We start from the raw sequence: 19,997 nt of genomic DNA, 5'->3' as shown, positions 1-19,997 counted from the left end.
ATCCGGCCCCACTTCAGGGAAGTCCTATGTCGGCGGTACGCATCGGCCCATATACATTGCAGAACGGCTTGATCCTCGCCCCCATGGCGGGTGTCACCGACCAGCCCTTTCGTCAGTTGTGCAAGCGATTGGGCGCAGGGCTTGTAGTCTCGGAAATGGTCACCAGCGACATGAGCCTGTGGAACACCCGCAAGTCGCGCATGCGCATGATCCACGAAGGCGATCCCGAGCCACGCTCGGTACAGATTGCCGGTGGCGACGCGCAGATGCTGGCGGATGCGGCCCGGGCCAACGTCGAGCTGGGCGCACAGATTATCGACATCAACATGGGTTGCCCGGCGAAGAAGGTCTGCAACAAGGCTGCCGGCTCCGCGTTGTTGAAGGATGAAGCACTGGTTACCGAGATCCTGCATGCCGTGGTGGCTGCGGTTGATGTGCCGGTAACCCTGAAGATCCGCACCGGATGGGATCGCGACAACAAGAACGGCCTGACGGTGGCGAAGATCGCCGAGCAGGCCGGGATCACGGCGCTGGCGGTGCATGGCCGCACCCGCGCCGACCTGTACACCGGCGAAGCCGAGTACGACACCATTGCCGCGATCAAGCAGGCGGTGTCGATTCCGGTCTTTGCCAACGGCGACATCGTATCGCCGGAAAAGGCCCGCTACGTGCTCGACGCGACCGGTGCCGATGGCCTGTTGATCGGCCGGGCCGCCCAGGGGCGGCCGTGGATTTTTCGTGAGATCGAACACTTCCTGCGTACCGGCGAAAAACTGCCGGCGCCGGAGCTGTCCGAGGTGGAACGCATTCTGCTTGAGCATCTGGCTGCCCTCCACGCCTTTTATGGGGACGTGATGGGCGTACGCATTGCCCGAAAGCATGTGGGCTGGTATCTCGCAACCTTGCCGGGCGCCAAGGAGTTTCGCGCCCGTTTCAATCGTTTGGATGGTACGGAAACACAATGCGCCAACGTTCGGGAGTTCTTCGCCGAACGTTACAAGAGCCTGACAGGGGACGGAGAAGGGGTGGCCGCATGACGATGATGACCGAGACTTTAGTGAGTGGAACAACACCCGTGAGCGACAACGTGAATTTGAAACAGCACCTCAATACCCCGAGCGAAGAAGGCCAGACCCTTCGCGGGAGTGTCGAGAAGGCGCTGCACAATTATTTCGCCCACCTTGAGGGCGCAGCCGTCACGGACGTGTACAACCTGGTGCTCTCCGAAGTCGAGGCTCCCCTGCTCGAAAGCGTGATGAACTACGTCAAGGGCAACCAGACCAAGGCCAGCGAGCTGCTCGGACTCAACCGCGGCACGCTGCGCAAGAAACTCAAGCAGTACGATCTGCTGTAAGCATTCAATCCAACCAGAAAGGCGCCCGCGTAAAACCGGTCGCCTTTTTTGCTGACTTCCCTTGCTTTTGATGGAAATTGAGATGACCGACCAGACTACCCGCCTGCCGATCCGCCGCGCCTTGATCAGTGTTTCCGACAAGACCGGGATCCTCGAATTCGCCAGGGAGCTGGAAGCCCTGGGCGTGGAAATCCTTTCCACCGGCGGGACCTTCAAACTGCTGCAGGACAACGGCGTGGCCGCAGTGGAAGTCGCGGATTACACCGGTTTCGCAGAAATGATGGACGGTCGGGTGAAAACCCTGCACCCGAAAATCCACGGCGGGATCCTCGGTCGTCGCGGTATCGATGACGCCATCATGAACGAGCACGGTATCAAGCCGATCGATCTGGTAGCGGTCAACCTGTATCCGTTCGAAGCCACCATCAGCAAGCCAGGCTGCGACCTGCCGACCGCCATCGAGAACATCGACATCGGCGGCCCGACCATGGTCCGTTCGGCGGCGAAAAACCATAAAGACGTGGCCATCGTGGTGAATGCCAGCGATTACGCCAACGTCCTGGAGAACCTCAAGGCCGGCGGCCTGACCTACGCTCAGCGTTTCGACCTGATGCTCAAGGCGTTCGAACACACCGCCGCCTACGACGGCATGATCGCCAACTACATGGGCACCGTGAACCAGGCTGCCGAAACCCTCAGCACCGAAGGCCGCAGCGAATTCCCGCGCACCTTCAACAGCCAGTTCATCAAGGCCCAGGAAATGCGCTACGGCGAGAACCCGCATCAGAGCGCGGCGTTCTACGTTGAAGCCAAGCCTGCCGAAGTCGGCATCGCCACCGCCACCCAGCTGCAAGGCAAGGAGCTGTCGTACAACAACGTGGCCGACACCGACGCCGCGCTGGAATGCGTGAAGAGCTTCGTCAAACCGGCCTGCGTGATCGTCAAGCACGCCAACCCGTGCGGCGTGGCCGTGAGCCCGGACGCCGAAGGCGGCATCCGTCAGGCCTACGAACTGGCCTACGCCACCGACACCGAGTCGGCATTCGGCGGCATCATCGCCTTCAACCGTGAACTGGATGCCGAGACCGCCAAGGCGATCGTCGAGCGTCAGTTCGTCGAAGTGATCATCGCCCCGAGCGTCAGCGCAGAAGCCCGCGCCATCGTTGCTGCCAAGGCCAATGTGCGCCTGCTGGCCTGCGGCGAGTGGTCGGCGGATCGCGTTCCGGCCTGGGACTACAAGCGCGTCAACGGTGGCCTGCTGGTACAGAGCCGCGACATCGGCATGATCGGCGCCGACGACCTGAAAGTGGTGACCAAGCGCGCCCCGACCGAACAGGAAGTCCACGATCTGATCTTCGCCTGGAAAGTGGCCAAGTTCGTCAAATCCAACGCCATCGTCTACGCCAAGAACCGTCAGACCATCGGTGTCGGCGCCGGCCAGATGAGCCGCGTGAACTCGGCGCGTATCGCTGCAATCAAGGCTGAACACGCCGGTCTGCAGGTCGCAGGCTCCGTGATGGCATCCGATGCGTTCTTCCCGTTCCGCGACGGTCTGGACAATGCGGCCAAGGTCGGCATCACTGCGGTGATCCAGCCGGGTGGTTCGATGCGTGATGCTGAGGTGATTGCTGCTGCCGACGAGGCTGGCATCGCGATGGTGTTCACCGGCATGCGTCATTTCCGTCACTAAGTACACGATCCACTGTGAGAGCGGGCTTGCCCGCGAAGGCGGCGGCACATTCACTTCAGATGTGACTGACACAACCGCTTTCGCGAGCAAGCTCGCTCCCACAGAAAAGCGCCCCAGCGGCGCTCAACAGAATTAGCGTCATCCGAGGTTTTTGAAATGAATGTTTTGATCATTGGCAGCGGTGGCCGCGAACACGCCCTGGCCTGGAAAGTGGCTCAGGATCCGCGTGTGCAGAAGGTTTTCGTCGCCCCGGGCAACGCCGGTACCGCGATTGAAGCCAAGTGCGAAAACGTCGCCATCGACGTGCTGGCCCTCGAGCAACTGGCCGACTTCGCCGAGAAGAACGTCTCCCTGACCATCGTCGGCCCGGAAGTACCGCTGGTTGCCGGCGTCGTCGATCTGTTCCGCTCCCGTGGCCTGGACTGCTTCGGTCCGACCGCCGGTGCCGCGCAGCTGGAAGGCTCGAAAGCCTTCACCAAGGACTTCCTGGCTCGCCACAAGATCCCGACCGCCGACTACCAGAACTTCACCGAGATCGAGCCTGCCCTGGCTTATCTGCGTGAAAAAGGCGCGCCGATCGTGATCAAGGCCGACGGCCTGGCCGCCGGCAAAGGCGTGATCGTCGCCATGACCCTGGCCGAAGCCGAAGACGCCGTGCGCGACATGCTCGCCGGCAATGCTTTCGGCGACGCCGGTTCCCGCGTCGTGATCGAAGAATTCCTCGACGGTGAAGAAGCCAGCTTCATCGTCATGGTCGACGGCAAGAACGTTCTGCCGATGGCCACCAGCCAGGACCACAAACGCGTCGGCGACGGCGACAGCGGCCCGAACACCGGCGGCATGGGTGCCTACTCCCCGGCTCCGGTGGTTACCGCCGACGTTCACCAGCGCGTGATGGACCAGGTGATCTGGCCGACCGTGCGCGGCATGGCCGAAGAAGGGAATGTCTACACCGGTTTCCTGTACGCCGGTCTGATGATCGACAAGGCCGGCAATCCGAAGGTCATCGAGTTCAACTGCCGTTTCGGCGATCCGGAAACCCAACCGGTGATGCTGCGCCTGCAGTCGAGCCTCGTGCTGCTGGTCGAAGCGGCCCTGGCCCAGGCCCTGGATAAAGTCGAAGCGCAGTGGGATCCACGTCCGAGCGTCGGCATCGTGCTGGCGGCCGGCGGTTACCCGGGCGACTACGCCAAGGGCGCGCCGATCAACGGTCTGGACGCAGCAGCGAGCCTGGAAGGCAAGGTCTTCCACGCCGGCACCGCGCTCAAGGACGGCAACGTCGTGACAGCCGGTGGTCGGGTGCTCTGCGCTACCGCCATGGGCGCCAGCGTGAGTGCTGCCCAGGAGCAGGCCTACAAGCTGGCCAAGGCCATCGACTGGGAAGGCTGCTTCTACCGCACCGACATCGGCTACCGTGCCATTGCCCGTGAACGCGGCGAAAACCGGTAATAAGCTACGCTGTGTTTCCGGCAAGGGCCCTTGGTCCTTGCCGGACTGTTCCGACGCTGCGCATCGTTATATTCTGGCATCAACCTACGAAGGGATTTCGCCGTGCGCTGGCTCAGGATTGCCATAGGTTTCACCGTCACACTGTTGACCTTGCTCTGCATGCTTCCGGCCCAGGCCGCGCAAGGCAGTGGCTGGTCGGTATTGCTCGACGATCAGGGCAACCTCCAGCTGAGCGACATCCGCTCCGCCCGCTACACCAATCAATTCAGCCCCATCGAGCTTGACCGCCTCACCGCGGCCGAGCCCGACGGCGCGTTGTGGCTGCGCTTCAGACTGGCGCCCGGCAAGCACGAACAAGTGCTGCGGATCTTCGCTCCCGACCTGTCACACCTCAACCTGTACGTGCTCGATGGCGACCGGCTGATCGAACAGCGGGAAACCGGCACCACGCAGGCTCAGGTCGAACGGCCGCTGCCCAGCAGCGACTTCCTGTTGCCGTTGCCGCAAAGTGACAAGTCCCTCGACGTCTACCTGCGACTGGTCTCCGACCACCAGTTGCGTCCGTACATCACCCTGCAATCGGCGGTGATGGGCGCGGCCAACCATAACCAGACGCTGATCTACGGTTTGCTGTTCGGCTGTCTCGCCATGCTGATCCTGCACAACCTGATCCGCTACGCCTACACCCGCTCGCGCAGCAGCCTGTGGCTGGCGGTGTGTGAAGGCCTGCTGAGCCTGAGCCTGTTGCTGTTGCTCAACCTCGCCGGCCCCTGGCTGCCGAACTGGCATGCAATCCAGACCCCTGGCGCCTACCTGGCCCTGCTGCTGACCGCGCCCGCCGGCCTGATGTTCGCCTACCGCTTCTTTGCCCCGCTCGGCCCTCATCCGCTGAACAAGCTGCTGCTGGGCGACATCCTGTTCATCGTGATCTGCAGCCTGCTGCTGTTGTTCGTCAACACCCTGCCGCTGAACATCATCACCTACGCGCTGGTGGCTCTGGCCGGGCTGAGCATGTTGCTGGTGGCGTTCTATCACTGGCAGAAAGGTTACCGCCCTGCCCGCTTGTTCGTTGCCGCGATGGTGGTGTTCAACATCGGCACGCTGATCATCCTCCCGGCCTTGCTGGGGCTGACCCTGGTGGCGCCGCAAGGCCTGATCATGACCCTGATGGGTTTCATCTGCATCAGTGGCCTGCTGATGAGCATCGCCCTCGGCGAGCGCCAGCGCAGCATCACCGAAAGCCGTTTCAGCATCAGCCGCGACCTTGCCGCGAGCAATGCAGAGATCAATGCCAAGGCCGAGTTCCTGGCCAAGATCAGCCACGAGATCCGCACCCCGATGAACGGCGTGCTGGGCATGACCGAACTGCTGCTCGGCACACCGCTGTCGGTCAAGCAGCGCGACTACGTGCAGACCATTCACAGCGCCGGCAACGAACTGCTGACCCTGATCAACGAGATCCTCGACATCTCCCGGCTCGAGTCCGGGCAGATCGAACTGGACGACGTGCAGTTCGACCTCAATGCGTTGATCGACGACTGCCTGAGCATCTACCGCGCCAAGGCCGAGCAGCAGAACGTCGAGCTGATCAGTTTCATCCAGCCGCAAGTGCCACGGGTCATCAGCGGTGACCCGACCCGTCTGCGCCAGACGCTGCTGAGCCTGCTGGAAAACGCCCTGAAGAAAACCGAAGAAGGCGAAGTGCTGGTGGTGGTCGCCCTCGATGAGCGCAGCACCAAACCGCGCCTGCGCATTGCCGTGCAGGACAGCGGCCAGCCGATGGACCAGGAAGAACGCGACGCGCTGATGCACGCCGAGCTGCACAGCAAGCACTTCCTGTCGGCCAACCGGTTGGGCGGCAACCTCGGGCTGGTAATCGCACGGCAACTGATTCGTCTGATGCAGGGCGAGTTCGGTATCAAGAGCGGCGCCACCCAGGGCAGCACGCTGTGGCTGACCCTGCCGCTGGACCCTGACCGCCTGGAGCATCCGACCTCCGATCTCGACAGTCCGCTACAGGGCGCGCGGGTATTGGTGGTCGACGACAACGACACCTGCCGCAAAGTGCTGGTGCAACAGTGCAGCGCCTGGGGCCTGAACGTCAGTGCGGTGCCGTCAGGCAAGGAAGCGCTGGCCCTGCTGCGCACCAAGGCGCACTTGCGTGATTACTTCGACGTAGTCCTGCTGGACCAGAACATGCCCGGCATGACCGGCATGCAACTGGCGGCCAAGATCAAGGAAGACCCGAGCCTGAACCACGACATCCTGCTGATCATGCTCACCGGCATCAGCAATGCGCCGAGCAAGATCATCGCGCGCAATTCGGGGATCAAACGCATCCTGGCCAAACCGGTGGCCGGCTACACCCTCAAGACCACGCTGGCCGACGAGTTGAACCAGCGCAACCGCGGTCAGGCAGTGTTCCAGCCACAACCGACTGGCCCGGCCACAGCCGTCAAGGTCCCGAGCGATTTCCGCATTCTGGTCGCCGAAGACAACACGATTTCCACCAAAGTGATTCGCGGCATGCTCGGCAAGCTCAACCTGCAGCCGGACACCGCCAGCAATGGCGAAGAAGCCTTGCAGGCCATGAAGGCCCAGCGCTACGACCTCGTGCTGATGGATTGCGAAATGCCGATCCTCGACGGTTTTTCCGCCACCCAGCAACTGCGGGCCTGGGAAGTCGGCAATCAGCGCATCCGTACGCCGATCGTCGCACTGACCGCGCACATCCTCGCCGAACACAAGGAGCGTGCGCGCCAGGCCGGCATGGACGGGCACATGGCCAAACCGGTGGAACTGTCGCAACTGCGCGAGCTGATCGAGCACTGGGTGGCCCAGCGTGATCAACAGAACCGGACGGCCTCCACAATGTGAATGCCTCCGGTCCGGCGCTCGGTCAGATGTCCAGGGCACTCAAATAATTCAGGGACTGTTTGATCACCGAGCGTTTCACCGTCTCCCTGTATTCACCGTAATGAAGCGTGTTGAACGTGATCGTCGTGATCTGTTCGGTACTTTTCTGTTCAAGCGATTCATTTTTAGTGAACAGGTAACGAGTGACATTTTTCAGCATCGAAAACCTGCGGTAATAGATCGCCATATCCACTTTGTGCTGACCATTCCTTACACAAGGAATCATCTGAAAGTGAGCTGTCTCCCCGCTCAGACTTATGGACTCGAATACTTTGAGGGCCTGCGCATTCCGCTCCAATGATGTCAGGGCATTGCTGACGGACGTGGAGAACCTTTCACCGATGGTGTCCCGGATACGCTGTAGCGCCTTGTTCCCCATTGGCGCGGCAGGTGAAGGCGATATCGCTTGAGGCGTGGGAACATCCCACCCCAGAAAACGCAGCTGATTACAGTAGTAATTGAACCAGTCTCCCGATAATCCGTCGCTGATAGCAGCCCGGGTGGCTCTTTGCGCAAAAGCCGTGCTCATGTATATGTCTTCCCGATGAGATGCAGGCAAGTCGCTGGCGAACGATACGAGACTTCCCCCAACGACCGCTGCCGGTGGTGCGATTAGCTCCGTCATGAGCTGACCTCCAGGTGTTTTCCGGCATCACCACCCTGATTGTTCAGGCTCAGCAAGGCGACATTGTCCTTGATGCGGTCCTTGACCTTCAGCGCGATTTTGTCCCGCAGCGGGGCATAGACCACTTCCGAGAGGTACGCCCGGGCATATCGCCGACTGACGGGACCCTGTACATCCTCGCCCCAATAAAGGTGTGCCAGAGGATTGGCACTCAGCGACTGGCGGGTTTTGATCTCGATGCACACGCTGCTGAACGAAGTCGGCGCTGACGCCACGATCACCAGCATACGAACATCCATCTCAGTTACCACCGGTAGCTCGGCAGACTGCTTTTTTCCCACGCTTTGCATATGGTTGCGTAACAGATCGAGCGCCGGATCGATGCCCGATTCGTTGACAATCGATGACAACGCATCAGCCGTCATCCGCCCCTCATCAGCCCCTACTCTGGACATTGATTCAACGGCCCACTCGACCGCCGTATCGACACTCTCGGCAGGGACAACCAGATCTTCACGCGCCTTGCCGCGCCACATCCAGATCCCGTCCAGAACTTTCATGTAAAAGTCATACCAGTTCACATCCGATTCTGATTCCGTTTGTTTATCAGCGGCCAACTGTGCATACAACACCGTATTAACCAAATCATCATAACGGGTCAGGCCCCTGGATTCCGGAATGATCAGAACCGCCCCTCTAACGATCAACACCGAGTAATCAAATCCCATATCGACGCCTCCACGCGTAGAAGAACAGCCGCGATAACGACTGTTCTTCCAGGCATTCATCAAATATCGTAATCGAGTTTGTCAGCCGAGTATTTAATAAGTGCATCCGCTATCTTTTTACGAGTAGCCTCAGCCAGCAGGTCATTCCTTTCGAACGCTGTTTCGCCGCGATACATATTTACATTACGAACATCCGTATCGACAAACATGACTTTGGTCGATGAGTTCCGTCGTGTAAACCTTACTGCGCCAATGCCAAATACAGCCACACCGTTAATTTCGGTACACGAACCGACAGTGACGCCACCCACACCTTGTTTGAGCAAGTTACGCTCATAGAGCGTCAAGGCGGTATCGCGCTTCTGCAAGGCGGCAATCGCATCACCCGCGGTTTTCAGCATCAATGCCGTAGCCGGGCCTGGCACAGCAAGACCTGTGACTACCGAAGCAAGGATTTCCAGCACCAGTTTGTCCATGCGGACGGAAGTTCCCGATACTTCCAGATCGTTGTAATACCGGCTGATGGGTGTCCAGCCCGTGTTGGTCATCACTTCGCGGAACAGTTCGTACCATTCCCTGCCCTGGTGTTCGTTAGGAAACTGTTTGTTTGCCACCAAAGTCGCATAGTGAAAAGCATTCTGTGCATCACTGCGGTTAACACCGCTAAGGTTTCCGCTGAAACTTATAATACCTTCCCCGACAATCGAGCCTTTCGACGGAACTTCAACTTCATCGCCTGCCGCAAAAACACTGCGCGACCGGAAAGCCATAACAGGCTCGCCAATATCGTACTTATCCAGAGCTTCCAGGCAGGAGGCAATATAACTCTCATTGAAAATATGTTTCACGTTATCTTCCTTATAAAATTATGAACAGGCCCATCATGAACCTGGCGAGACAAACAATAATCAAATAACGCCGCACCCCACAAATCAAAACATGTAACATCATCCACAGCATTACTTGCACACATTTACCAGCCAGACAAAAACTGCGCACGCACTAGTTACACATAACAACTTCATGCTCTTTTTAAATTCGACACCCACAGACAATGGGTCGACTGATAGACTTCGACTCACCCTCTCTGGATGCGAGCCAAAACCATGCTCCATGCTTTGTTCAGCGTTTACCTGAAGATGCTGGTGCTCTACAGCCCGTTCTTCGTGTTGTCGTGTTTTATCAGTCTGACTCGTGGCTATTCGCGCAAGGAGCAACGGCGCCTGGCGTGGAAAGTGGCAATCGCCACGCTGGTTTCCAGTGTGTTGCTGTATTTGTTCGGGCGAATCATTTTCGATGTGTTCGGCATCACGGTGGATGCGTTCCGCATCGGGGCCGGCAGCGTATTGTTCATATCGGCGCTGGGCATGGCGCAGGGCAAGCCGGCTGTGCAGGCCGACAATGTGCAGCAGGACGTGACCATCGTCCCGCTGACCATTCCGCTGACCGTCGGGCCGGGCACGATCGGTGCCTTACTGGTGATGGGTGTCAGTCAGCCGCATTGGGACGACAAGCTGGTCGCGATCATGAGCATCATCCTGGCCAGCTTCACTGTCGGAGTGGTGCTGTATCTGTCCAACCGGATCGAGCGGATTCTTGGCGATCAGGGGTTGCAGATCGTCAGCCGGCTCATGGGATTGTTTGTCTGTGCACTGGCTGCGCAGATCATCTTTACCGGGGTGAAGGGTTATCTTGGCTGACCCGACACCCATGAAATGAAAAAGCGGCTCCGAAGAGCCGCTTTTTCATGTCTCAGGTATTGGGTTTATCGCCATACCAGCGTGGCGTGTAAACCCAGTCACCACCGGTAGCCCGTGGGAAAGTGCAGGTCGTGGAGGATCCCACCAGCACCATGGTGCGCATGTCCACCTGATCCGGCGTCAATAAGCCAAGTGTCGTCACCCGCAGCGTCTGCCCCGGACGACCGATATCACGCCCCAGCACCACCGGTGTTTGCGGCGCACGATGCTGCGCGACGATTTCCAGCGCGCGCCCCAGTTGCCACGGGCGGGCGCGGGAAATCGGGTTGTAGAACGCCAATGCCAGATCGGCCTCGGCAGCGAGATCCAGACGTTTTTCGATGATCGACCACGGCTTGAGGTTGTCCGACAGAGACATGACGCAGAAGTCATGGCCCAGCGGCGCACCGGCCTGAGCGGCGGTGGCCAGCGAGGCGGACACACCCGGCAGGATTTCCAGGTCCACGCTGTGCCACGCCGGATCCGTCGACTCGTGCAACGCTTCGAGTACCGCCGCCGCCATGGCGAAAACACCCGGATCGCCCGACGAAACCACGATCACCGAACGGCCCTGAGCAGCCAGCCTGAAGGCATGACGGGCGCGCTGCATTTCTTCGCGGTTATCGGTGCAGTGCTGCACCTGATCGTCGCGGAACGGGCCGGCCATGCGCACATAGGTTTCGTAGCCGAGAACGTCGGTGGCCCGAGCGAGTTCGGCTTTCACCGCCGGCACCATCAGCTCCGCCGCACCAGGGCCGAGGCCGATGACAGCCAGGCGACCGCGCGCACGACCAACCTGTGAAACATCCAACGGTTGTTCGGCCACAGCGATGGCAATGTCGTAGGAGGTTGTGATGATTCGAGCGTGAGAGACTGCATCGCGAGCCAGCTCACCGATGTCATTCGCCGGCGCGACAAAGCGCAACGGCACTGCCAGTTCAAGCGCCGCTTCACGCAGTGCCGGACTGGCCATCTGAACATCGGCCGCCACCAGACAGGCCAGCGATTGAATCGCCACACCGGCCTGCTGCAACGCATCGCGAATCGTACCTGGCAGATCGGGCACGTCTAAACCGACCGCCACCGCCACGCTGCGCGGATAAATCAACAACTCACTGGCGCTCGCCACGCGGGCATCGCTGCCGACATGAATCGAGCGCTGTGCCTGTGGATCTTCCGGCAGCTGCGCCTGCTCAAGCCACGGCGCCTCGCCATCAATGCGCACGCTGTGGCCGGCGAGCAAGTCGGAGACAAAGCGTTTGCCCTGCTCCAGATCGCCGAGGGCATAACCGCCGGGTGGATTGAGCAGGCAGGTGCCGAAACGCAGTTCGCCGCTGGTGGTGATCGCCGCCGCCACTTCAAGCGCAGCGGCGAGCTCGCGGGCCATGACGTTCACCCCGCCGAGGCCGCCGAGCAGCGGCACCACGGCGCTGCCGTCTTCAGCCACGGCGAGCACCGGCGGCTCGACGCCTTTCTCCAGCAGCAGTGGCGCCAGTGTGCGGATGACGATGCCGGCCGCGCACAAGGCAATGATCGGTGTGTCCTGCCGATACAGCTCGCGCAGGGTTGCGCCGAATTCGCTGTAAGTCAGGTCGGCGTCTTCGACGCGCCCGGCGAGGCCATGAATCTGCGCGCCCGGATAAACCTGCTGAAGACGACGGGCCGTGCCCAGCGCGCCCTGGCCGAGAATGACGATGGCCGGTGTGGAATGGGTCATCAGCCTTGCCACCGTTCGCCAGGAACAATGATCAGCGAGAAGTACGGCGACGACATCGGCTCGACCTCATCCAGCGGCACGATCTTCTGGTTGGCCATGGTCGCGCGCTCGACGTACAGCGCGCGCTCGGCCAGGCCCAACTCACCCAACACCTCACGCACTTTCGGAAAGTTGCGCCCCAGCTTCATGATCACCGCCGCGTCGGCATCTGCCAGACGGCGCTTGAGTTCATCGTGAGGCAGCACGCCGGACAGCACCGACAGGCTCTGATTGCGATACACCAGCGGCGCGCCCAGTACCGAAGCACCACCGAGCATCGAGCAGACGCCCGGCACCACTTCGGCTTCGTAACGGCTGGCGAGGCGATCATGCAGGTACATGTAGGAGCCGTAGAAGAACGGGTCACCTTCGCAGATCACCGCCACGTCGCGACCGGCATCCAGATGCGCAGCCACTTCCTCGGCAGCGTCATCGTAGAAATCGCTGATCACTTGCTCGTAGGACAGCGGCGCCGGCAGCACTTCGGTGGTCACCGGGTACACCAGCGGCAGCAGGTTCTGCGCGTCCTGCAGGTGCGCTTCGATGATGCCGAATGCGTTGCCCTTCTTGCCCTTGGCTACGAAATACGCCACCACCGGCGATTCGCGCAGCAGGCGCAGGGCCTTGACGGTAATCAGTTCCGGATCACCGGGGCCGACGCCCAGGCCAATCAAACGTCCTTTAGCCTGCATCATTCGATCTCCGTGGCGAGGGCATTGACCGCAGCGGCGGCCATGGCGCTGCCGCCGAGGCGACCCTGCATGATCACGAACGGCACGCCACGGCTGTTGGCGGCCAGTTCGGCCTTGGATTCGGCAGCACCGACGAAGCCCACCGGGAAGCCGAGGATCAGCGCCGGTTTCGGGGCGCCGGCGTCGAGCATTTCCAGCAGATAGAACAGCGCGGTCGGTGCATTGCCGATCACCACCACGCTGCCTTCCAGATGTGGGCGCCACAGTTCCAGCGCTGCTGCCGAGCGAGTATTGCCCAGCTCGCGCGCAAGCTCCGGCACGCTGTCGTCGCGCAGGGTGCAGATCACCTCGTTGTTGGCCGGCAGGCGCGCACGGGTCACGCCTTCGGAAACCATCCGCGCATCGCACAGAATCGGCGCACCGGCAGCCAGCGCATCGCGCCCGGCCTTGCCCGCGCCTTCGGAAAATTGCAGCCCGTCGATGGCCTCGACCATGCCGCAGGCGTGAATCACCCGCACAGCGAGTTTTTCCAGGTCGGCCGGGATGCGCGCGAGGTTGGCCTCGCTGCGAATGATCGCGAAGGAGTTGCGATAGATCTCCTGACCGTCGCGGATGTAATCAAGCATCAAGGGGGCTCCGTGAGCGGGCGGCGAGCAGGGTCGCGGCCGCTTCGATAGTAAGGTTGTGAGTGTGCAGCGCGCCGAAACCGGGCTGTGCTGCATCGCGAAAATAGAGATCGTAGTGACCGGGGCCGACTGCCAGCAGAGTGACTGCTGAACGGTGCGCGGCGGCGCAGGAACGCGGGCAGCCCGACAGGTGCACATCCACGGCGTGTGGCAACAGCGTAGCCAGAACGCGGGCATCGTGTTTGGTATCGGCCAGGCCTTTGCCGCAACCGTTGGAGCCGGTGCAGGCGATCAGGTGGGACAGAGGATCTTCGGTTCGGGTCAGCAGGTTCAGATTGCTCAACTCGTCGAGCACTTGAACCGCATCGGCTTCCCGCACATAGGGCAGTAACATACTTTGCCATGGGGTGAAACGCAGGCTGCCGTCGCCAAAGGTTCTGGCCAGTTGTGCGACGCCACACAGCATGGCCGGATCGAGACGACCGAGCACTGGTGCGGCACCGATATACACCTGACCAATCGATTGCTGAGGATGAACGCCGAGGTGCAAGCCTTCCTCCGCGGCTTCACGCTGCCAGTCGCCGACGCTTTGCAGATTGATCCGCTGACCGAGCTTTTCCAGGAACACCGCCGCCGGGCATTCATCCAGCAGATGACGCATTCGCGTCTGCTCCGGTCGGGCCAGTTCGAGGAACAATTCCAGCACCGCGACCACCAGCGCATGTCCGTCCGCAAGCGCCACAGCGGCCAGCGGTCGATCCGTCGGACAACCCGCCAGACCGAACGCCAACAACGTGTTTTCACCGTTTCTGAATGCCGACAACCACAGGTCATGGGGATGTTCGAGCATCGCCAGCGCTTCACCGCCATCCAGTTGCACGGCGAACTTGGCGCTCAGTTCATGGAAGCGCGGATGGCTTTGCAGGGTCTCGAGGATCTGCCCGGCCAATGGACGGGTATCGAAGCGCATCTGTCGGTCGATGCCGGCAGCCGGGCTGAGCATCAGGTTGCGCACGTCGTCGCCCGCTGCGGTTCGCGGCCCGAGACCGGCGGCCAGCAGGCTGTCGATCAGCGCAGCGGACTGGTCGCCGATGCCGCGGATCTGCAGATTGCCCCGGTTGGTCGCCTCGATCACTCCACCCGCAAACCGCTCGGCGGCATTGGCCACCGCATCGGCCTGATCGGCCGTGATCGAACCGCCATCGAGCTTGATCCGGCAGATCCCGCCATCCAGCGCCTGGACGATACGCAGCAACCCCGGACAGGCCGAGGGGCGTATGGCGTTGGACATCAAGCGTTCGTTCAAGGGCTGGCAGCTCTGTGGGAAAGGCGCTTCGCGGGCGAAGGCGCGGTATTATGCCTGCTTTGTCCGACGGCATGAAAAGTCTGCCCGTCGGAACGACGCGTTTGCGGACACTTTTTTGAGGGGCTACAGATGTCACCCTGGCTGACAGTAGTAGGAATCGGTGAAGACGGCTTCAAGGGCCTGGGCAAGAATGCCCGGCGCGCCCTGATGGGCGCTTCGCGGATCATCGGCGGTCAGCGTCAGCTTGATCTGTTACCGGTGTGCATCCGTGGCGAGCGCCAGTTGTGGCCGAGCCCGTTTTCCCTGGCCCCGGTTCTCGAGCGCCGTGGCGAAGCGGTGTGTGTGCTGGCCAGCGGTGATCCGATGTTCTACGGCGTTGGCGCAAGCCTGGCGCGGCAGGTTCCGGACAGCGAAATGCTGGTGCTGCCGGCGCCGTCCTCATGTTCGCTGGCGGCCGCCCGGCTGGGATGGCCGTTGCAGGAGGTCAGCATCCTTTCGCTGGTTGCTCGCCCGCTTGCGGCCCTCAATGGTCAGCTGTCCAGCGGCGTGCGCCTGTTGCTGCTGAGCAATGACGGTCAAAGCCCGGCGGCTGTTGCCGCGTTACTGCGTGAGCGCGGATTCGGCGCCAGTCGCCTGAGCGTTCTGGAGCATCTGGGTGGCAGCGCCGAATGCCGGATCGATGGCACCGCCAACGACTGGAACGATCCGGTCATTGCCGATCTCAACGTGATCGCCATCGAGTGCCTCGCCGATCCGCAGACCCCACGCCTGTCGCGCCTGGCCGGCCTGCCGGACTCGGCCTTCAAACATGACGGGCAATTGACCAAACGCGACGTGCGCGCCATCACCCTTGCCCGCCTCGCGCCGACGCCGGGCGAACTGCTGTGGGACGTCGGCGCCGGCAGCGGTTCGATCGGCATCGAGTGGATGCGCGCGCACCCTAGCTGCCGCGCGCTAGCCATCGAGGCCGACGATGGTCGCCAGCAACTGATCGAACACAACCGCGATGCACTGGGTGTTCCCGGCCTGCAACTGATTCGCGGCAGCGCACCCCAGGCCCTCGCAGGGCTGGAGCGTCCGGACGCGATTTTCATCGGTGGCGGCGTGACCCGTGAAGGCGTGCTGGAAACCTGCTGGGAACAACTCAAACCCGGCGGCCGACTGGTGGCCAACGCCGTAACCCTGCAAAGCGAAATGACCTTGATGAGCTGGCGCGAACGCCACGGCGGCGAACTGACCCGCATCCACATCGCCCAGGCGCAGCCGCTGGGCGAGTTCGACACCTGGCGCCAGGCCTTGCCGATCACCCTGCTCGATCTGGTCAAACCCCTTGATGCGTGACGAAACCGCCGAACAACCCGCGCCCCTGCGCAGCGGCCTGACCACCGGCAGCTGCGCCACGGCCACCAGCCTCGCCGCCGCGCGCCTGCTGCTCGGCGGAGTGGTGGCGGATGCCGTGCAGATCGTGCTGCCCAAGGGCAAGCAGGTGCAGATGCGCCTGGAGTTCTGTCGGCTGACCGAGAACGGCGCCGAAGCCGGAACGATCAAGGACGCCGGTGACGACCCGGACGTGACACACGGCGCCCTGCTCTACTCCCGCGTGCAACTGATGGCCGAGCCGGGCATCCGCTTCATCGCCGGCAAAGGCGTCGGCACCGTGACCCGACCGGGGCTGGTGCTGGGCGTCGGCGAGCCGGCGATCAACCCGGTGCCGCGCAAGATGATCAGCGATCACCTGACGCTGCTCGCCGAAGAAACCGGCTATCGCGGCGGCTTCGAGGTGACGGTGAACGTCGAGGGCGGCGAAGCCCTGGCATTGAAAACCATGAACCCGCGCCTGGGCATTCTCGGCGGCCTGTCGATCCTCGGCACCAGTGGCATCGTCCGGCCGTTTTCCTGCGCGGCGTACATCGCCTCGATCCATCAAGGCATCGACGTGGCGAAAACCAACGGCTACCTGCACATCGCCGCCTGCACCGGCAATGCCAGCGAAGACACCATGCGCCAGGTCTACGACCTGCCGGAAATCGCCCTGATCGAAATGGGCGACTTTGTCGGCGCCGTGCTCAAGCACCTGCGCAAAGTGCCTGTGGATAAACTCAGCCTGTGCGGCGGCTTCGGCAAGATCAGCAAACTGGCGGCCGGGCACATGGATTTGCACTCGCGCCATTCGAGCATCGACCTGCCGCAACTGGCCGAATGGGCGGCGGCGATTGGCGCCGATGACACCTTGCAGCAAGCCATCCGCGAGGCGAACACCAGTCAGCAGGCGTTGGCGATGGCCAGTGCGGCGGGTGTTGCCCTGGGTGATGAAGTTTGCCGTCATGCCCTGGAATTCGCCCGCAGCGTGGTGCCCGCGCAGGTCCAGGTCGAGGTGTTTGCGATTGATCGTCAGGGCGGCATCGTCGGCCATGCGGGGGCTTTTGCATGAAACGGATTCTGTTGCTGGGTGGCGTGACTGAAGCGTTGGCCATCGCGCGCATGTTGGGGCCGGAACACATTTACAGCCTGGCCGGAGTGGGCCGGGTGCCGACCGATTTGACGTGCCAGGTGCGCGTCGGCGGCTACGGCGGTGCCGAAGGGCTGGCGCAGTTCATTCGCGATAAAGGCATCGATCTGCTGCTCGACGCGACCCATCCGTATGCCGCACAAATCAGCCACAACGCCGCCACCGCTGCACAACTCACCGGCATCCCCTGCTGGGCCCTGCGCCGCCCGGCGTGGCAACCACAACCGGGCGATGACTGGCGCGAAGTCGCCGACTGGGCGGAACTGATCACCGCTCTCACCCCTTTCCATCGCCCACTGTTCACCCTCGGCCGCGAACCACTGCAACACCTCGATGAAATCCCCGCGCACCAGTTCTGGACCCTGCGCGCCCTCGACGCCTACCCCGGCAACGAACGCTGCGAAGTCATCGGTGCCCGTGGGCCGTTTCTGCTGGAGGATGAACGAGTGTTGTTCAAACGGCGGCAGATCGACGTGCTGATCAGCAAGAACAGCGGCAGCACTGCGACCGAGCCGAAGCTGGAAGTGGCGCGGGAGCTTGGGGTGCCGGTGATGGTGTTGAGGCGGCCGGTGTTGGCGGGGGTTGATCGGGAGTTTTGGACGATTGATGAAGCCATCGCTGCCCTAACGGCCGAAGTCCGACCGTGAAAAACAAAAAGCTCAAGTCCTACTGAGTGCTAGGACACTGCCCACAAGAATTTAAAGATTCGCTGACTATCTGCGTGAGCTGCCCAGGCTTACGTTTAGCGTTTCATCGAATTTGTGAGCACGTTCCAATGAACGGAAAATTCACCCGCTTCGACATCAAGGACTTTCTCCACACGCCTGCTGAACTGGTGCACTACGTCAAGGCATGTTCGGAACTGGACTCAGGCGATGGGCGATTCAACCGCGTGGCGCTCCGAGACTATAAGCAGACCATCCGATTGAGAATTCAATCTGATCCGGATTTCGCACAGGCATTGCGAATCGAAGCCGCTACACTCTTTCATAACGGCGAGACGGAACTGGCAAGCGTGCTACTCGCACAATTGCAGGTAGCGCTGCGACACCAAACCGCACGACGCTTTTTTACTTATCGGCCCTGATCAGGCTAAATAGCCGCGCCTGATCGCCCACCCTACGGATCTGTCCCATGAACCGACACCGGCTCGCATTTGCCTGGATCGCCTGCTTCGCAGTGCTGTTCAACATGCTCGCCATGCCGTTGACGGGAGCGATGGCGCAGGCGGCGCAGACGCCGGCCGAGCAGTTGCTGTGGAGCAGTTTCTGCACCGGCAGCGGCACGAAGATGGTGGCGATCGACATCAGCAGCCTCGATCAGAAAGCGCCGCAGAGCGGTGACAATCATTCGACCATGCAGCATTGCTGGTGCTGTTCCGGATCGGCGCCGGTGGTGGCGTTGCCGGGGCATTCGCCGCAGCTGTATTTCGCCCGATACGAAAGCAATCGCAGCGTGGCACCTTCCTTGCTGCAAACCCCGACACCGCGCCAGCAATGGCCGAGCCTCAATCCCCGCGCCTCCCCTCTGGTTTGATTTGTTCCCGCATTTGACCTGCGTTTCAAATCGTTCTGGAGAACTGCCATGTTGAACAAATTCATCGTCATCGCTGCGCTGTTGCTGCCGGCGTGCTTCGCCCATGCCCACGAATACAAGGCCGGCGAGCTGGAAATCGCCCACCCGTGGTCGCAGGAACTGCCGCCGAATGCGCCGACGGTTGCCGCGTATTTCATCATTCACAACGGTGGCAAAACCGCTGACCGCCTGCTGAGTGTGGACTCGCCCATCGCTTCAAAAGCCGAGCTGCACGAACACGTGATGCAGGGTGATCTGATGAAGATGCAACAGGTGCCGAACGTAGCCATCCCGGCCGGCGAGAACGTGACCTTCGCGCCGATGGCCTATCACGTGATGCTGATGAATCCGACCGACCGCAGCCTGCTGACCGACGGCAAGCGCTTCCCGCTGACGATGCACTTCGAGAAGGCCGGTGACGTGACCGTCGAAGTCGCCGTGCAGAAGAAACCACCGCAGGACATGCCGGAACACGCGCACGCCCAATAACCGTTCCGGCAGACTCCGCCCGTGCGCCCGCGCAGCGCCGGGGCATCCGTGCAACGCCGTCAGACCGGACACCTGACACGCGGCAGCTGGATCGCCCTGTTCGCCATGTTGATGATCTTCATCGGCCCGCTGATTTCTCAGTCGATGCCGATGGATCAGCACGCCTCGACATCCATGCCAATGAACATGGACATGTCGATGGCCATGGCGGGCATGGATCATTCCGCGCATGAAGCAAAACCCTCGGCCGAACACTGCCCACCGCAATCGTCGCACCATGTGCTGTGGGAAAAGTGCGGCTATTGCAGCCTGCTGTTCAACTGCCCGGCACTGACCGGTGGCGGCACGTTTGCCACGTTCAGCATCCCCCACGTCAATACGTTCACCACGCCCTCCCCGCGCCTGGGCCACGCCCGGCAGACCTTCTTCCCTGGCGCCCGCAGCCGCGCCCCGCCCGTCGCAGCGTAAACACCCACCACCGATTGCACACGGTTGAGAAGACAGCTTCAGGCTGCCGGCCGTGTCGTTTACGACTGTTTGATG

Annotated in this window: 20 protein-coding genes; 13 read left to right on the top strand and 7 right to left on the bottom strand. The window is 61.6% G+C overall.

The annotated features are described in order from the left end of the window. Positions 1–26 precede the first annotated feature (26 nt). From dusB to CAG02_RS17445, 5 genes are all read left to right on the top strand, one after another. A complete protein-coding gene (gene dusB, locus CAG02_RS17465) occupies positions 27–1,037 on the top strand; it encodes a tRNA dihydrouridine synthase DusB (RefSeq protein WP_085711228.1) in 1,011 nt (336 codons plus the stop codon). Beyond that, complete coding sequence (gene fis, locus CAG02_RS17460; RefSeq protein ID WP_003186237.1) at positions 1,034–1,354, top strand: DNA-binding transcriptional regulator Fis; 321 nt, start codon at positions 1,034–1,036, stop codon at positions 1,352–1,354. Before dusB ends, fis begins: the two co-directional genes overlap by 4 nt. A gap of 82 nt (positions 1,355–1,436) precedes the next feature. Beyond that, positions 1,437–3,044, top strand: coding sequence for a bifunctional phosphoribosylaminoimidazolecarboxamide formyltransferase/IMP cyclohydrolase (gene purH / locus CAG02_RS17455; protein WP_085711227.1), 1,608 nt, complete (start codon positions 1,437–1,439; stop codon positions 3,042–3,044). Between the two features lie 156 nt (positions 3,045–3,200). Further along, positions 3,201–4,493, top strand: a complete 1,293-nt coding sequence (purD, locus tag CAG02_RS17450; RefSeq protein ID WP_085711226.1) for a phosphoribosylamine--glycine ligase — start codon at positions 3,201–3,203, stop codon at positions 4,491–4,493. 102 nt (positions 4,494–4,595) lie between these two features. Further along, on the top strand, positions 4,596–7,370 hold the full coding sequence (locus CAG02_RS17445) for a hybrid sensor histidine kinase/response regulator (RefSeq protein WP_085711225.1): 2,775 nt from the start codon (positions 4,596–4,598) through the stop codon (positions 7,368–7,370). Between the two features lie 22 nt (positions 7,371–7,392). Here CAG02_RS17445 and CAG02_RS17440 read toward each other — a convergent pair whose 3' ends face one another. The 3 genes from CAG02_RS17440 to CAG02_RS17430 are packed head-to-tail and all read right to left on the bottom strand — an operon-like array spanning position 7,393 to position 9,610. Continuing rightward, positions 7,393–8,034 (bottom strand): hypothetical protein, encoded by a 642-nt coding sequence (locus tag CAG02_RS17440; protein ID WP_085711224.1) that lies wholly within the window; start codon positions 8,032–8,034, stop codon positions 7,393–7,395. Then, positions 8,031–8,822 (bottom strand): hypothetical protein, encoded by a 792-nt coding sequence (locus CAG02_RS17435; RefSeq protein WP_139831890.1) that lies wholly within the window; start codon positions 8,820–8,822, stop codon positions 8,031–8,033. Before CAG02_RS17435 ends, CAG02_RS17440 begins: the two co-directional genes overlap by 4 nt. After that, a complete protein-coding gene (locus CAG02_RS17430; RefSeq protein ID WP_085711222.1) occupies positions 8,822–9,610 on the bottom strand; it encodes a hypothetical protein in 789 nt (262 codons plus the stop codon). Before CAG02_RS17430 ends, CAG02_RS17435 begins: the two co-directional genes overlap by 1 nt. A gap of 258 nt (positions 9,611–9,868) precedes the next feature. On the opposite strand from CAG02_RS17430, the gene CAG02_RS17425 reads away from it, so the two are divergent. After that, entirely contained in the window at positions 9,869–10,462 is a 594-nt protein-coding gene (locus CAG02_RS17425; RefSeq protein ID WP_085711221.1) for a MarC family protein, read from the top strand. A 52-nt stretch (positions 10,463–10,514) separates the two neighbouring features. On the opposite strand, the gene cobJ is transcribed toward CAG02_RS17425, so the two are convergent. The 4 genes from cobJ to cobG are packed head-to-tail and all read right to left on the bottom strand — an operon-like array spanning position 10,515 to position 14,866. Then, positions 10,515–12,218 carry a precorrin-3B C(17)-methyltransferase gene (cobJ, locus tag CAG02_RS17420; protein ID WP_085711220.1) on the bottom strand — a complete coding sequence of 568 codons (1,704 nt, stop codon included), beginning with the start codon at positions 12,216–12,218 and terminating at the stop codon, positions 10,515–10,517. Beyond that, complete coding sequence (locus CAG02_RS17415; RefSeq protein WP_371856500.1) at positions 12,218–12,952, bottom strand: precorrin-2 C(20)-methyltransferase; 735 nt, start codon at positions 12,950–12,952, stop codon at positions 12,218–12,220. Before CAG02_RS17415 ends, cobJ begins: the two co-directional genes overlap by 1 nt. After that, positions 12,949–13,575 carry a precorrin-8X methylmutase gene (locus CAG02_RS17410; RefSeq protein ID WP_085609238.1) on the bottom strand — a complete coding sequence of 209 codons (627 nt, stop codon included), beginning with the start codon at positions 13,573–13,575 and terminating at the stop codon, positions 12,949–12,951. Before CAG02_RS17410 ends, CAG02_RS17415 begins: the two co-directional genes overlap by 4 nt. Next, a complete protein-coding gene (gene cobG / locus CAG02_RS17405; RefSeq protein ID WP_085711219.1) occupies positions 13,568–14,866 on the bottom strand; it encodes a precorrin-3B synthase in 1,299 nt (432 codons plus the stop codon). Before cobG ends, CAG02_RS17410 begins: the two co-directional genes overlap by 8 nt. Positions 14,867–15,010: 144 nt before the next feature. Between cobG and cbiE the strand changes: the two genes are divergently transcribed. From cbiE to CAG02_RS17370, 7 genes are all read left to right on the top strand, one after another. Then, positions 15,011–16,222 (top strand): precorrin-6y C5,15-methyltransferase (decarboxylating) subunit CbiE, encoded by a 1,212-nt coding sequence (cbiE, locus tag CAG02_RS17400; RefSeq protein ID WP_085711218.1) that lies wholly within the window; start codon positions 15,011–15,013, stop codon positions 16,220–16,222. Further along, positions 16,215–17,312 (top strand): cobalt-precorrin-5B (C(1))-methyltransferase, encoded by a 1,098-nt coding sequence (locus CAG02_RS17395; protein WP_085711217.1) that lies wholly within the window; start codon positions 16,215–16,217, stop codon positions 17,310–17,312. Before cbiE ends, CAG02_RS17395 begins: the two co-directional genes overlap by 8 nt. Then, positions 17,309–18,037: a cobalt-precorrin-6A reductase gene (locus CAG02_RS17390; protein ID WP_085711216.1), complete on the top strand. Its 729-nt coding sequence runs from the start codon at positions 17,309–17,311 to the stop codon at positions 18,035–18,037. Before CAG02_RS17395 ends, CAG02_RS17390 begins: the two co-directional genes overlap by 4 nt. A gap of 128 nt (positions 18,038–18,165) precedes the next feature. Continuing rightward, positions 18,166–18,477 (top strand): hypothetical protein, encoded by a 312-nt coding sequence (locus CAG02_RS17385; protein WP_085711215.1) that lies wholly within the window; start codon positions 18,166–18,168, stop codon positions 18,475–18,477. Between the two features lie 47 nt (positions 18,478–18,524). After that, a complete protein-coding gene (locus CAG02_RS17380) occupies positions 18,525–18,926 on the top strand; it encodes a DUF2946 domain-containing protein (RefSeq protein WP_085711214.1) in 402 nt (133 codons plus the stop codon). Between the two features lie 48 nt (positions 18,927–18,974). Then, positions 18,975–19,454 (top strand): copper chaperone PCu(A)C, encoded by a 480-nt coding sequence (locus tag CAG02_RS17375; protein ID WP_085711213.1) that lies wholly within the window; start codon positions 18,975–18,977, stop codon positions 19,452–19,454. 21 nt (positions 19,455–19,475) lie between these two features. Then, positions 19,476–19,922, top strand: a complete 447-nt coding sequence (locus tag CAG02_RS17370) for a DUF2946 domain-containing protein (RefSeq protein ID WP_085711212.1) — start codon at positions 19,476–19,478, stop codon at positions 19,920–19,922. Positions 19,923–19,997 lie beyond the last annotated feature (75 nt).

This window comes from Pseudomonas sp. R43(2017), assembly GCF_002112345.1.
GTDB lineage: Bacteria > Pseudomonadota > Gammaproteobacteria > Pseudomonadales > Pseudomonadaceae > Aquipseudomonas > Aquipseudomonas kribbensis.
Note: the sequence above shows the minus strand (reverse complement) of the source record. Positions and strands in the feature narration are given on the sequence as shown.

What these genes read in the sequence shown, in the direction of transcription:
- CAG02_RS17375 (WP_085711213.1), top strand. Translation starts at nt 18,975, where the DNA reads ATGTTGAACAAATTCATCGTCATCGCTGCGCTGTTGCTGCCGGCGTGC.
- cbiE (WP_085711218.1), top strand. Translation starts at nt 15,011, where the DNA reads ATGTCACCCTGGCTGACAGTAGTAGGAATCGGTGAAGACGGCTTCAAG.
- CAG02_RS17385 (WP_085711215.1), top strand. Translation starts at nt 18,166, where the DNA reads ATGAACGGAAAATTCACCCGCTTCGACATCAAGGACTTTCTCCACACG.
- cobG (WP_085711219.1), bottom strand. Translation starts at nt 14,866, where the DNA reads ATGTCCAACGCCATACGCCCCTCGGCCTGTCCGGGGTTGCTGCGTATC.
- CAG02_RS17425 (WP_085711221.1), top strand. Translation starts at nt 9,869, where the DNA reads ATGCTCCATGCTTTGTTCAGCGTTTACCTGAAGATGCTGGTGCTCTAC.
- CAG02_RS17380 (WP_085711214.1), top strand. Translation starts at nt 18,525, where the DNA reads ATGAACCGACACCGGCTCGCATTTGCCTGGATCGCCTGCTTCGCAGTG.
- fis (WP_003186237.1), top strand. Translation starts at nt 1,034, where the DNA reads ATGACGATGATGACCGAGACTTTAGTGAGTGGAACAACACCCGTGAGC.
- dusB (WP_085711228.1), top strand. Translation starts at nt 27, where the DNA reads ATGTCGGCGGTACGCATCGGCCCATATACATTGCAGAACGGCTTGATC.
- CAG02_RS17440 (WP_085711224.1), bottom strand. Translation starts at nt 8,034, where the DNA reads ATGACGGAGCTAATCGCACCACCGGCAGCGGTCGTTGGGGGAAGTCTC.
- cobJ (WP_085711220.1), bottom strand. Translation starts at nt 12,218, where the DNA reads ATGACCCATTCCACACCGGCCATCGTCATTCTCGGCCAGGGCGCGCTG.
- CAG02_RS17395 (WP_085711217.1), top strand. Translation starts at nt 16,215, where the DNA reads ATGCGTGACGAAACCGCCGAACAACCCGCGCCCCTGCGCAGCGGCCTG.
- purD (WP_085711226.1), top strand. Translation starts at nt 3,201, where the DNA reads ATGAATGTTTTGATCATTGGCAGCGGTGGCCGCGAACACGCCCTGGCC.
- CAG02_RS17390 (WP_085711216.1), top strand. Translation starts at nt 17,309, where the DNA reads ATGAAACGGATTCTGTTGCTGGGTGGCGTGACTGAAGCGTTGGCCATC.
- CAG02_RS17410 (WP_085609238.1), bottom strand. Translation starts at nt 13,575, where the DNA reads ATGCTTGATTACATCCGCGACGGTCAGGAGATCTATCGCAACTCCTTC.
- CAG02_RS17415 (WP_371856500.1), bottom strand. Translation starts at nt 12,952, where the DNA reads ATGATGCAGGCTAAAGGACGTTTGATTGGCCTGGGCGTCGGCCCCGGT.
- purH (WP_085711227.1), top strand. Translation starts at nt 1,437, where the DNA reads ATGACCGACCAGACTACCCGCCTGCCGATCCGCCGCGCCTTGATCAGT.
- CAG02_RS17435 (WP_139831890.1), bottom strand. Translation starts at nt 8,822, where the DNA reads ATGAATGCCTGGAAGAACAGTCGTTATCGCGGCTGTTCTTCTACGCGT.